A 12191-nucleotide genomic window follows, 5' to 3' on the forward strand; every position below is an offset into this window, starting at 1 on the left:
TAATAATGGCCCTTCTCTTCCCCCGCCTCCGCCCGCGCGTGGTCATAGCCGCCGATACCGCCCGCAAGTCGCTTCATCCACGGCACCCTCCGCTATCATGGCCCCATGCGTACCGGCACCCGAATGATGCGCCCCTTCTAGGGGCGGCCGTTCGCATACCACCAGGCCCCCTTCCGGGGCCTTCGCACGAGTTCGGCGGCCCCGTCACCTCAGTCGGAGGACCCGCTCGTGACCTTCTACCTCACCACCGCGATCCCGTACGTCAACTCGGCGCCGCACATCGGTTTCACCCTCGAAATCGTTCAGGCCGACGCCCTCGCCCGCCACAAGCGCGGGCGGGGTGAGCCCGTCCGCTTCCTCACCGGCACCGATGACAACTCCCTCAAGAACGTCAAGGCCGCCGCCGCGGAGGGCATTTCGGTCGAGGACCTCGTCGCCCGCAACGCCGCCCTGTTCGAAGGCCTCAAAGCCCCACTCGACCTCAGCTTCGACGACTTCATCCGCACCAGCTCCGACCCGCGCCATCGGCCCGGTGTCGAGCGGCTCTGGCGGGCCTGCGAGCAGTCCGGCGACCTCTACAAGAAGCACTACGAGGGCCGCTACTGCGTCGGCTGCGAGCAGTTCTACGCCCCCGGTGACCTCGCCGACGGCCTGTGTCCCGAGCACGGCACCGAACCCCAGCTGATCTCCGAGGAGAACTGGTTCTTCCGCCTCTCCCGCTACGGCGACCGGCTCAAGGAGCTCATCACCTCCGGCGAGTTGCGCGTCGAGCCCGAGTCGCGGCGCAACGAGGTCCTGTCCCTCATCGACGGCGGGTTGCACGACTTCTCCATCTCGCGCTCGCGGACGCGCGCGCACGGGTGGGGTGTGCCGGTCCCCGGGGATCCCGAGCAGGTCGTCTACGTCTGGTACGACGCCCTGGGCAACTACATCACCGCCCTGGGCTACGGCTCCGACGACGACCGCACACCCGACTTCGACCGCTGGTGGACCGGCGGGGACCGGCGGGTGCACGTCATCGGGAAGGGGATCATCCGCTTCCACGCGGTGTACTGGCCGGCGATGCTGCTGTCGGCGGGCGTGCGCCTGCCCAGCGACATCTTCGTCCACGACTACGTGACCGTCGACGGCCGCAAGATCGGCAAGTCGCTCGGCAACGCCGTCGACCCGGTGGCGCTGGCCGAGACCTATGGTGCCGACGCGCTGCGCTGGTGGCTGTTGCGGGAGGTGCCGCGGGTGGGGGACGCCGACTTCACCGTCGAGCGGCTGGTCACCCGCGCCAACGAGGACCTCGCCAACGGGCTCGGGAATCTCGTCAACCGGGTAGTGAGCATGATCTGGCGCTACCGGGGCGGTGCCGTCGTCGCGCCGGACACGCTCGTCGACGCCGACGACAGGGCCTTCGCGGAGGTCTTCGACGCTCTGCCGGCCGCCGTGGACGCCGCTGTCGCCGACTTCGACTTCCGCGCCGCGACCGGCGCGATCGTGCGCGCGGTCGACGCGGCCAACCGCTTCGTCGAGACCAACCGGCCCTGGGACCTCGCCAAGGGGGAGAAGGGCGGCTCCCTCGTCGACGGCGTCCGCCTCGACACCGTCCTTTCACTGCTCGTCGGCGCCTGCCGTGCCCTCGGCGCGGAGCTGGCGCCTTTCGTTCCCGGACTCGCCGCGCGCGTCGTCGAGCAATGCGGCGAGGGCCCGTCGGTCGCGCCCGCCGCGCCCGTCTACCCGCGCCTGGAGGTGCGGGAGGCCGTCGAGATCGCCGCGTGAGGCGCGGGTGCCCGTCGCCGCGAGCGGCGGGCACCCGCACCGGCGGGCTCGGCTTTCACGGCCGCCGGTCCCTCGTCCATCCATTGTGGATAGCAGTCCGCGCGACCTCAGCCGCCCTTCCGGCATCCCCCCGCACGGGACAGCGCCCGTCGGCGCCATAGGCGACAATGAGGACACCCCTTGGCACAGTTCGGTCACAGCTGTCAAGGGCCTCTTGACGCGGCTCACCCCGGATTGTTCTCCTTTGGTGAGCCCGCGCCCGGTACTGGGGTCGGACGAGGGTTGACGGGAGGCGGTATGGCACAGCTGCGCAGGTGGGCGCCGCTGCTCGTGATCGCCGCGCTGGTCATGCTCATCGCGGGAGCCGCCTCGATCGTCGACCTGAAGGCCGCCGACGTCGACGTCCCCCGCCTCGACGAGATCCTCGACATCTCCCAGCAGCCCACCGAGGAGGAGGAGACCCGCGAGGTCCCTCCGCCCGACCCGGACGGCGGCGGGGCCGCCGAGGACGGCGTCCACCCGTTCCTGCTGGTCCTGGGCGGAGTCCTGCTCACCTTCGTGTTCGGCATCCTCGCCGTCGTCATCTACATGCTCCTGCGCCACTACCTGACCCAGCGCCGGTACCGCGAGATCACGCCCGTCGACTTCTCCGACCCCGGTGTCGAGGAGGAACCCGGCGCCGAGGAGGTCCGCGAGGCCGTCCGCGCCGGACTCGCCGACATCGACGCCGGCGACGACCCCCGCAAGGCCGTCATCGCCTGCTGGCTGAGCCTGGAGCGCGCCGCCGCGAAGGCCGGCACCGCCCGCGCCGAGTCCGAGACGCCCGGCGACCTCGTCACCCGCCTCCTCGCCGCCCACAACGTCAACGACCAGGCACTGGCCCTCCTCACCAACTCCTACCGCCAGGCCCGCTACGCCCCCGACGAGGTCACCGAGCAACTGCGCTCCGACGCCCGCCAGGCCCTCATCGAGATCGACGCCCAGCTCGCCGAGGCCGCCCGTCAGGCACGTGAGGCCCGCGAGACCGCCGAGCGCGAGACCGAGGCCGTCGCATGAGCAAGGCCACCGGCGCCAAGACCCACGCCCTGTGGGCCTTCTGGACCCTCGTGCTCGCCGCCGCGGGCACCGCGCTGATCCAGGGCGTCTCCAAGTTCGCCGGCAAGGACCTCGGCGTCTGGTACGTGTTCGGCACCCTCCTCCTCGTCTTGATCCTGCGACGGGTGATCCGCGCCGTGCGCTCCCCGCGCGACGCCGAGATCCCCGCCGCGCCGCGCCTGTCCGACCCGAGCGTCCTGGTCGCCCGCCGGCCCTTCGCCGACGTCGGCCGCTGGGAGAACCGCATGTCGTGGGCGAGCGGCGACCCCGAGCGCTTCGAGCGCGCCGTCCTCGTCAAGCTGCGCGAGGTCGTCGACGAACGGCTCCGCCAGCGGCACGGCGTCACCATGACGACCAGCCCCACGCGGGCGTCGTCGCTCATGGGCCGCGAGCTCTGGCAGTTCCTCTACCGCCCGCTCGCCGCGACCCCCACACCGGCGCAACTCGACTGGTACATCGCACGCATTGAGGAGATCTGATGACGACCGAGGCCACCGAAGCACAGCCGACCCCGGCACTGTCGCTCAGCGAGGTCAGCGAGCACGCCGAGCGCGTCCTCGACCAGGTGGGCACCGTCATCGTCGGCAAGCGCGACGCCCTCGAACTGGTCCTGGCCGGCATCCTCGCCGGCGGGCACGTTCTCCTCGAAGACTTCCCGGGCCTGGCCAAGACGCTCACCGCGCGCTGCTTCGCGCAGACGCTGGGCATCGAGTTCCGCCGGGTCCAGTTCACCCCCGACCTGCTCCCGGCCGACCTGACCGGCTCGTTCCTCTACGACCAGAAGAACGGCGAGTTCAGCTTCCGGGCCGGGCCGGTGTTCACCAACCTCATGCTCGCCGACGAGATCAACCGCACGCCCCCGAAGACGCAGGCGGCGCTGCTGGAGGCGATGCAGGAGAAGCAGGTCAGCGTCGAGGGCACCACCTACACACTCGACGCGCCCTTCCACGTCCTGGCGACCGCCAACCCCATCGAGTACGAGGGCACCTACCCCCTGCCCGAGGCGCAGCTCGACCGCTTCCTCCTCCGCGTCTCCTTCGGCTACCCCACCCCCGAGGAGGAGTGGATCGTGCTCCAGCGGCGCATCGCCCGCCGCAAGGAGGAGGCCTTCCTGGAGCAGGTCGTCGACGCCTCCACGCTCGTGGCGATGCAGGCCGCGCTGGAGAGCGTCGCCGTCGAGGACTCCATCGGCCGCTACATCGTCAACATCGTCGCCGCGACCCGCAGCCACTCGATGGTCCAGGTCGGCGCCTCCCCGCGCGGATCGCTCGCGCTGCTCCTGGCCGCCCGCGCCCGTGCGGTCCTGTCGGGACGCGGGTACGTCATCCCCGAGGACGTCAAGGGCGTCGCCGGGGCGGCCCTGACCCACCGCATCTCGCTCAAGCCGGAGATGTGGCTGCGCCGGGTCGACCCCGCCCAGATCGTCGCCGAGATCTGCGAGACCACGCCCGTCCCGGCCTCCGAGCAGCTGCCGACCTACTCGGCGATGCCCGGCGGCCGGCAGCCCGCCCGGCCCGGCGTCGACCCCGACAGCCCGGTCTACAAGTTCCAGAACCCGCGATGACCGGACCTGTCCGGGGAGTCGACAGCGCCGCCGACGACTTCGTCGCCCGGCGCCGCGCCACCATGCCCGCCGCCGAGGCCGACCGCGGCTGGCAGCCGACCCGCGCGCTCGTCCGCGCCGCCGTGGTCATCGGGCTCGCCTCGGCGCTCGGCGTCCTCCTGGGACGCGTGGACCTGGTCATCATCGCGCTGCCGTTCATCATCGGCACCGCGCTCGCGCTGCGGTCGAGGCCCAAGGCCGTCCCGACGGTCTCCCTCGCCCTGAGCAGCGACGTCGGCGCCGAGGGCGGTGAACTACTCGCCGGCCTGCGCGTCACCAACCGCGACGAGCTGCCGCTGAGCACCGTCGTCCTGCGGGCGGGATTCTCGCCCTGGATCACCCTCAACGAGGGCCACGGCACCTACGCCGCCACCGTCGGCGGCAAGGCGGGGACCTCGGTCACCATCTCGGGACGCACCCTGCGGTGGGGCTCGCACGCCGTCGGACCCCTGCGCGCCGACGCCTTCGCCTGCGACAACCTCTTCCACTGCGAGACCGCCAGCGCCCCCGGGCAACGCCTGCGGACCTACCCGATCAGCGACCCCTTCGACGCCGACGAGGCCATGCCCCGCGCCTCCGGGCTCGGCGGCACCCACCGCTCCCGCCGCCCCGGCGAGGGCGGCGAACTGGCCGGGGTCCGCCCCTACCAGCCCGGCGACCGCCTCCGCCGCATCGACTGGCGCGTGTCCCTGCGGGCCCGCGGGCTCTACGTCAACCACACCCTCTCCGACCGCGACGCCGACGTCGTCCTGCTCCTCGACCTCGGCACCGACGCGGGCGAATCCGGCGGCGTCGACGGGCAGCCCAGCGTCCTCGACACCACCGTCCGCGCCACCGCCGCCATCGCCGAGCACTACCTGCACCGCGGCGACCGCGTCTCGTGCGTCGAGTTCGGCCCCCGCGTGCGCCGCCTGCGGGCGGGCACCGGACGCCGCCACTACCTCTCGGTCCTCGAATGGCTCCTCGGCGTCCGCGTCGCCGACGGCATCACCCGCGAGGCGCGCCTGCTGCGCACCGGCGGGCTGCCCACCAACGCCCTCATCGTCATGTTCACGCCCCTCCTCGACGAGAACAGCGTCTCCGCGCTCGCCGGCCTCGCCCGCTCGGGCCGCTTCCTCGTCGCCGTCGACACGCTCCCCGCGCACGTGCGCCCGGTCCACGACAGCCCCTGGACGCCCGCCTCGGAGCGCCTGTGGCGCCTCGAACGCGAGAACGCCGTCGGCGAACTCCGCGAGCACGGCGTCCCGGTCGTCGCCTGGAGCGGCACCGGCAGCCTCGACCAGGTCCTGCGCGACGTCACCAGGATGTCGGGCGCCGCGAAGGCGGTGATCTAGATGGCCGACCTTTCCCGCGTGACCCTGCGCTACCGCCAGGCCCAGGCGTGGGTCGAGCGCGTCCAGCCCGGCGCGATCGCCGTCCGCTTCGGCGTCTACGTGACCGGCCTGCTCGCCTTCACCATCGCCGCCGCCCCCGTCATCGGCTGGCGCGCCGCCGCCTTCGGCCTCCTGCTCCCGGTGATGCCCGCGCTGCGGCCCACGAAGGCCTGGTCGACCGTCCTCATCGCCATTTCCGTGGTCGTGTGGGCCCTGGCCGGCGAGCAGCATTACGCGCTGGCGTTCCTGCTCGGCGCGCTGCTCTACATCCACCATGTGGTCACCGCCCAGGCCGTGACGATGCGCACCGACACCTACGTCACACCCGAGGTCCTGGCCGGACTCGGCCGGCGCACCGGCGTCGTCCTGCTCGCCGCGGCGGCCGCGTCGGTGCTGGCAGGGCTCCTGCCGGGCCTCTTCGGGCGCACCAGCGCCATCGCCTACGGACTCGCCGGACTGGCCGCCGTGGTCGGTCTGTGCCTGACCCTCGCCTGGCTGCTGCACAGAAAACTGTGATGTGGCTGGGAATCCCTACCAGCGGGTTCCCAACGGCGCAATGATGGCCAGGTGGACCGCAAGAGGATTCTCATCATCGGCGCCGGACACGTGGGCTTCTACGTTGCCGAGCGCCTGAGCCGCAAACTCCGCAACGAGATCCGCAAAGGCGCGGTGGAAGTGGTCGTCGTCGACCCCAACCAGCACATGACCTACCAGCCGTTCCTGCCCGAGGCCGCCGCCGGGAACATCTCCCCGCGGCACGGCGTGATCTCCCTGCGCCGCAACCTCAAGAAGTGCACGATCCTCGCCGGCCTGGTCACCCGCATCGATCACGCCGAGCGCACCGTCACCGTACAGCCGATCGTCGGCCCGCCCAGGCGCGTCGAATACGACCACATCGTCGTGGCCCCCGGCTCGGTCTCGCGCACACTCCCCATCCCCGGGCTCGCCGAGCACGCCATCGGCTTCAAGACCATGGGCGAGGCCATCTACCTGCGCAACCACGTCCTGTCCCGCCTGGACATCGCCGCGACCACGACCGACGAGCACGTCCGCCGCAGGGCGCTGTCCTTCGTGTTCGTCGGCGGCGGCTTCGCCGGGATCGAGGCGCTCGCGGAGCTGGAGGACATGGTCCGCGACGCCATCAAGTACTACCCCGAGCTGGAGATGGACCAGACCCGGTGGGTGCTGGTCGAGGCGAGCCAGAAGATCCTGCCCGAGGTGGGGCCGGACATGGGCGTCTACACCGTCCAGCAGCTCATCAAGCGCGGGCTCGACATCCGTCTCAACACGCTGCTGAAGTCCTGCGAGGACAAGCACGTCGTGCTCTCCGACGGCACCGAGTTCGACGCCGACACCATCGTGTGGACCGCGGGCGTCAAGCCCAACCCGATGGTCCGGCAGAGCGACCTGCCGATCGGGCCGAAGGGCCATGTCATCTGTCTGCCGACGCTCCAGGTCGCCGACGAGGACGGCAACGTCCTCGAAGGCGCGTGGGGCGCCGGCGACAGCGCGCAGGTCCCCGACCTGACCGGCGAGCCGGGCGCGTTCTGCTCGCCCAGCGCGCAGCACGCCGTGCGGCAGGCCGTCCGGCTGGCGGGGAACCTGGTCGCCGCCGTGCGCGGCGGGGCTCCCGTCGAGTACCGGCACAAGTACGCCGGCTCGGTGGCCAGCCTCGGCCTGCACAAGGGCGTCGCGCACGTCTACGGCATCAAGGCCAAGGGCATCGTCGCGTGGTTCCTGCACCGCTCGTACCACCTGATGCGGGTGCCGGGCTTCGGGCGCAAGGTGCGCGTGGTCGCCGACTGGACGCTGGCGCTGCTCACCAAGCGCGAGATCGTGCAGCTCGGCGAGCTGCACGCCCCGCACGACCCGTTCAGCGAGGCCGGCAAGCCTTAGGACCGGCAGGGTGCCCGCGCGGCTTCAGTCGCGCGGCACCCGCCAGATCCACACGTCGCCGATCGCCTCGCCCGGCCCCAGGAGCGCCGTGGTGACCTGGACGAGTTCGGCCTGCCTGCCGTAGTCGGGGATCACGACGCAGTCGGCCTTCCAGGCGGCCAGGTCCTCGCGGGTCGCGGCGATCTGCTCCTCGGTGATCTCGGGGATCGCGGCGGTCTCCCACACCTCCCGCCAGATCCTCGCCGTCCCGCGCGACCACGTGCCCATCGAGGTGGTGCCGTCCTTGCCGTAGGGGCCGAGGAAGAAGCCCTCGGGGACGCCGAAGGCGCCGTTGGCGTAGGTCGGCCAGCGCATGGTGTTCGGGTTGCCCGGGGTCGGGGGAGGGACGGGCACCAGGACGCCGCCGGGCGGGACGCAGTCGCGCCACTGGCCGCTGGTGATGAACTCGGGGATGTCGCTGCGCGGGGCGGTCGGCAGTGAGCGGGGGAGCAGCGGGGCCAGGGCGATGACCACGACGACCAGGACCGTCCACCGCGCGACGAGGAGTTTGTCGCCGGGCATGCCGGCGAGCTGTAGCCGCAGTGAGGTGAGCAGCCCGCGCGGCTTCGCGGCGTCGATGAGGAGCGCGAGAAGGGCGCCGATGGGCGGCAGGATGATGAGCGCGTACCGCGTTGGGAGGGCCGCGTCGATGACGGGCATGTCGGCGATGAGGGTGTAGGGGCCGGGAATTCCCGTGTGCGCGCCGCCGATGAGGATCTCCGGTCCGAGCGACAGCGCGAACATGACGGCGATGACCAGGGCCAGGGGCCGCACGACGGGTCTGCGTCGCCAGAGGAAGACGATCGCGGCGACGGAGACGAGGATCAGCACCGGGCCGAGGAAGGTGTTGAGCTCGGTGTGGTTGGGCGCGATGGGCTTGACGTCGGTCGCGCCGCCCCCGACGGTCAGCGGGGAGTAGGCGATCCAGGAGAGCAGGTCGGCGCTGAAGTACTCGGCGGCGAAGGGGGCGTTGTTGAGGTGCTGGCGCCCGGTGAACTGGACGGCCAGCGGGTAGAGCACGATCGCGAGCGCCACGAAGGCGGCCGTGCACAGGCCCAGGCCCAGTCCGATCGCGCGCTCCTTGAAGGCGCGGAAGTTCTGCGCGGCCCAGACCAGGGCGAACAGGAAGGTCGCGGCGACCGCGAAGAACAGCACCTCCTCGCCGAGGAACAGCTGCACCGCGGCGAGCACGCCGAGCAGCGCGCCCCAGCGGACGGGCCGCTCGTCGCGCCAGAGCTTGATGACGCACCAGACCAGCAGCGGGACCAGCCAGCCGGCCGAGATGTGCAGGTGCGACTGGGACTGGGAGATCATGCCCGGCGCGAAGCCGGCGAACAGTCCGCCGGTCCAGGCGGCGATCCGCGAGACGACGAGTTCGCGGGAGAACAGCAGGTACCAGCACATCGCGGTCGCGGCGAGGTTGCCGACGAGGGCGACGGCGAAGCTGGTCGGGGCGCCCCAGAGCCAGGTGACGGGGGCGAGCAGGACGGCGTGGGCGATGTGGGAGGCGTTCGACATCAGGTTCACGCCGTCGGGGGAGTTCAGGCGCTCGGTGACCAGGTCGAAGTCGCCGAGCCAGACGCGGCTGCCGTAGCCGAGGAACCACTCGATGAGGACCTGGTCCTGCCAGTTGCGGGCGAGCAGGCGGCCGTTGGGGGCGGCGAGAAGCCGGTGTCCGATGTAGACGGCGAGGGCGAGGAAACTCGCGGCCGCGGTCAGATCGGTGGTGATCCGGCGGGAGAGGTGGCGCCGCCACCGGGGGATCGTTGCCACAACGGCACCTTAACCGCGCGAGGCGGCCGTCACTTCGCGACACCGGCAAAAAAGTTACGAACCCTTTGCCGGATAAGCGTTCTATACGGCTTATTTCAGGGGAGCGCTGAGAGCCATGTCACCGCTACCGTGTCTTCTACGCCCGGGTGGTGGAACGGGAGACACAACTGCCTTAAAAGCAGTTGCCGCGAGGCGTGAGGGTTCGAGTCCCTCCCCGGGCACCGCGTTTCGAGCCGATCGTCCTTTCTGGACTGTCGGCTCTTTTCGCGTCTCCGGCACCGGAGCCATCGGTGTTCATCTTGGACGAAGCCCCGGGGAGGGCGGTTCCGCCGACCGGTCAAGATTTTTATGCCGACCGGAGAAGATCGTCTCGCCGATCGGCCATTGATATCGGTCAAAGCCTTCGTAAGGGGTCAAGTCATCGCCGGTCATGATCTCCGGGAGGCTGGCCAGGGGATTCTCGGGGCAAGGTCACCTTCGGGCGGCCGAACGCCGAAGGCGGTTGCGGGTCGCTTCGGTGGCGAGGGAATGGCCCCGGGGAGAACGCGGGACGGCTTTCGCGAGTGGGGCGGAGTCGTGAGTGGGGCGCCGGTCACTTTTTCAGTGAAAGGGAATCCGCGGTGCTCTCTTCGGCCGCTTGGCCGCAATGGCCGTGCGTTTCGGTCGATGAACGTGTCGGCGCCCACGTCCGCCGCGGGGCCAGGGCCGTGACCTGCGCCTGCGTCGCCGTCGGCGTGGATCGTTACCGCTTTGTCGTTTCCGCGCTCTACTCTTGTGCTGACGTTCGACCACAGGAGGAAGTTGTGCGCAGCTCGAACCCCGCGCTTAACCGGTGGGTACAGGGCGCCCGTCAGCAGGCGCCCGCCCCCGAGTACGGGCACATGGTGAACGCCCCTCGCGTCACGCCCATGACGCTCGACGACGTCGTCATCCGCACCATCGGACTGATCGCCCTCACCGGTGTCTCCGGTGCGGTCGCCTGGAACATGTGGACCATCGCCCCCAGTGTCGTGCCGGTGCTGATCGCCATCGGCTCGATCGTCGGGCTGGGCGTCATTCTCGCCTCCTGGTTCACCACGATCACCAACCCGGCCCTGATCATCACCTACGCGGTCGCGCAGGGACTCCTGCTCGGCGCGGTGAGCGCGCTGTTCGAGGCGAAGTTCCCCGGCATCGTGATCCAGGCCGTGCTGGGCACCTTCGGCGTCTTCGCGACGATGGCCCTGCTCTACAAGTCGCGCGTCATCCGCGCGACCCCGCGCTTCAAGAAGATCACCATCGGCGCGGTCGTCGGCATCATGGCGCTGAGCCTGATCAACTTCGTGCTCTACCTCTTCGGCGTCAACATCGGCCTGAGCAGCTACGACCTCAACGAGAAGGCCGGCCTCCTGGCGATCGGCTTCACGGTCGTGTGCATCATCGTCGCGGCCATGACCTTCGTCCTCGACTTCGACATGGTCGAGATGGGCGTGCGCACCGGCGCCCCGAAGAAGTACGCGTGGGCGGCCGCCTTCGGCATGCTCGCCGGGCTGATCTTCCTGTACTGGCAGATCCTGAAGCTGCTGTCCTACCTGCGGCGTTAGGCATGACCGAGACCGTCGGCGTCCTCGCCGAGCGCATCGCCGGACAGGTCGCGGGCTGGGGCCCGGCCCGCTGGCGCTCCGCGAGCCCGGTCTCGGGAACGAACACCAGAGGCGAGGTGCTGTACGAGCTCGTACAGCACCTCGCCGATCTGTGTGCCGAGCTGGAGGAGCGGCCCCGCCGGACCGTGCCGAGGCTCGGCAACGACTACGCCCTCCCCGACCAGCTCCGCGTCGTCGCCGCCGACCTGGAGACCGCCGGCCCCGACGCCGCCACGGCCGCCGATGCGGTGGACGCGCTGCGGGAGGCGCACCGGGTGATCTTCGGCTGACCTGCCGCTCGGCCGCGGATGTGGCGGGGTTGTGGCGAAAACGTGGCGCGGGCGGTCAGCCTCTGCCCAGACGAGCCGGTCGGTCCGGCTCCGATGGACAAGGGGAGCACATGCGCACAATTCTTGCCAGGGCCATCGCCCTCGCCGCAGTCGCGGCCACGACGATCGGCGGGTTCACCGGCACAGCGGCGGCAGCCGGCGGTGTGGGCGTCACGTCGACGACGATCGTCGACGGAGCCGGAGTGCTGACCGACGACTTCGGCGATCACGCCGACGAGATGGGCGAGATCTGCCGCGGCTGCTCGAACAGCGGCAACACCGACCTGGTCATCCTGTGGCAGTCGATCCTCGCCGCCGAGGGCCTGCTGTCGGCCGGCTCCGTCGACGGTGAGTTCGGCGACCGGACGCACACCGCCACGGTTCAGTGGCAGCGCGACTTCGGCCTCGCCGGGGACGGCCGGGTCGGTGACAACACTTGGGGAGCGGCCGACGACCGGCTTTACGGCGCGGACGGAGCCCTGGTGTACTACCGGCCCAAGTCCGGGGGCGACGGCAAGGTGTGGCTTGATCGGGACTCCAGCTCGACGCTGTACGCCTTCGCGAGCGTGCGCGACAAGTCCGGCGGGTGCCTCCAGGCCAACCCCACCACCGAGATCCACCTCTTCAAGCGCACCATCTCGCTGAGGTCCTGCTGATGCCCGGCGCCGCCCCCAGGGGACGGCGCCCCTCAGTC

General features: G+C 70.8%; 11 protein-coding genes and 1 tRNA gene. 11 read left to right on the forward strand and 1 reads right to left on the reverse strand.

Annotation, left to right across the window (positions count from 1 at the left end):
• The first annotated feature begins 228 nt into the window (after window positions 1–228).
• From metG to AB0I28_RS16965, 7 genes are all read left to right on the forward strand, one after another.
• Window positions 229–1767 carry a methionine--tRNA ligase gene (gene metG / locus AB0I28_RS16935; RefSeq protein WP_357494136.1) on the forward strand — a complete coding sequence of 513 codons (1539 nt, stop codon included), beginning with the start codon at window positions 229–231 and terminating at the stop codon, window positions 1765–1767.
• 297 nt (window positions 1768–2064) lie between these two features.
• A complete protein-coding gene (locus AB0I28_RS16940) occupies window positions 2065–2823 on the forward strand; it encodes a DUF4129 domain-containing protein (protein WP_357494138.1) in 759 nt (252 codons plus the stop codon).
• Complete coding sequence (locus AB0I28_RS16945) at window positions 2820–3341, forward strand: hypothetical protein (protein ID WP_357494140.1); 522 nt, start codon at window positions 2820–2822, stop codon at window positions 3339–3341. Before AB0I28_RS16940 ends, AB0I28_RS16945 begins: the two co-directional genes overlap by 4 nt.
• On the forward strand, window positions 3341–4426 hold the full coding sequence (locus AB0I28_RS16950; protein WP_357494141.1) for a MoxR family ATPase: 1086 nt from the start codon (window positions 3341–3343) through the stop codon (window positions 4424–4426). The genes AB0I28_RS16945 and AB0I28_RS16950 overlap by 1 nt, the downstream gene beginning before the upstream one ends.
• Entirely contained in the window at window positions 4423–5799 is a 1377-nt protein-coding gene (locus tag AB0I28_RS16955) for a DUF58 domain-containing protein (protein ID WP_357494143.1), read from the forward strand. The genes AB0I28_RS16950 and AB0I28_RS16955 overlap by 4 nt, the downstream gene beginning before the upstream one ends.
• The gene (locus tag AB0I28_RS16960; protein ID WP_357494145.1) at window positions 5800–6354 is read left to right on the forward strand and encodes a hypothetical protein; all 555 of its coding nucleotides are present in this window, start codon (window positions 5800–5802) and stop codon (window positions 6352–6354) included.
• 51 nt (window positions 6355–6405) lie between these two features.
• Window positions 6406–7734 (forward strand): NAD(P)/FAD-dependent oxidoreductase, encoded by a 1329-nt coding sequence (locus AB0I28_RS16965; RefSeq protein WP_357494147.1) that lies wholly within the window; start codon window positions 6406–6408, stop codon window positions 7732–7734.
• A 24-nt stretch (window positions 7735–7758) separates the two neighbouring features.
• On the opposite strand, the gene AB0I28_RS16970 is transcribed toward AB0I28_RS16965, so the two are convergent.
• Window positions 7759–9546: a hypothetical protein gene (locus AB0I28_RS16970; RefSeq protein ID WP_357494149.1), complete on the reverse strand. Its 1788-nt coding sequence runs from the start codon at window positions 9544–9546 to the stop codon at window positions 7759–7761.
• 140 nt (window positions 9547–9686) lie between these two features.
• On the opposite strand from AB0I28_RS16970, the gene AB0I28_RS16975 reads away from it, so the two are divergent.
• The 4 genes from AB0I28_RS16975 to AB0I28_RS16990 all read left to right on the forward strand — a co-directional run bounded on the left by AB0I28_RS16975 (window position 9687) and on the right by AB0I28_RS16990 (window position 12153).
• Window positions 9687–9767 (forward strand) — tRNA-Leu (locus AB0I28_RS16975).
• Window positions 9768–10349: 582 nt separating this feature from the next.
• Entirely contained in the window at window positions 10350–11129 is a 780-nt protein-coding gene (locus tag AB0I28_RS16980) for a Bax inhibitor-1/YccA family protein (RefSeq protein ID WP_357494151.1), read from the forward strand.
• 2 nt (window positions 11130–11131) lie between these two features.
• The gene (locus AB0I28_RS16985; RefSeq protein ID WP_357494152.1) at window positions 11132–11458 is read left to right on the forward strand and encodes a hypothetical protein; all 327 of its coding nucleotides are present in this window, start codon (window positions 11132–11134) and stop codon (window positions 11456–11458) included.
• 110 nt (window positions 11459–11568) lie between these two features.
• Window positions 11569–12153 (forward strand): peptidoglycan-binding domain-containing protein, encoded by a 585-nt coding sequence (locus tag AB0I28_RS16990; RefSeq protein WP_357494154.1) that lies wholly within the window; start codon window positions 11569–11571, stop codon window positions 12151–12153.
• Window positions 12154–12191 lie beyond the last annotated feature (38 nt).

Source organism: Phytomonospora sp. NPDC050363, assembly GCF_040655735.1.
Lineage (GTDB): Bacteria > Actinomycetota > Actinomycetes > Mycobacteriales > Micromonosporaceae > Phytomonospora.

Bases quoted from the DNA above. Each gene is read 5' to 3' on its own strand.
- AB0I28_RS16940 (WP_357494138.1), top strand. From the start codon at position 2,065: ATGGCACAGCTGCGCAGGTGGGCGCCGCTGCTCGTGATCGCCGCGCTG.
- AB0I28_RS16945 (WP_357494140.1), top strand. From the start codon at position 2,820: ATGAGCAAGGCCACCGGCGCCAAGACCCACGCCCTGTGGGCCTTCTGG.
- AB0I28_RS16950 (WP_357494141.1), top strand. From the start codon at position 3,341: ATGACGACCGAGGCCACCGAAGCACAGCCGACCCCGGCACTGTCGCTC.
- AB0I28_RS16955 (WP_357494143.1), top strand. From the start codon at position 4,423: ATGACCGGACCTGTCCGGGGAGTCGACAGCGCCGCCGACGACTTCGTC.
- AB0I28_RS16960 (WP_357494145.1), top strand. From the start codon at position 5,800: ATGGCCGACCTTTCCCGCGTGACCCTGCGCTACCGCCAGGCCCAGGCG.
- AB0I28_RS16985 (WP_357494152.1), top strand. From the start codon at position 11,132: ATGACCGAGACCGTCGGCGTCCTCGCCGAGCGCATCGCCGGACAGGTC.
- AB0I28_RS16990 (WP_357494154.1), top strand. From the start codon at position 11,569: ATGCGCACAATTCTTGCCAGGGCCATCGCCCTCGCCGCAGTCGCGGCC.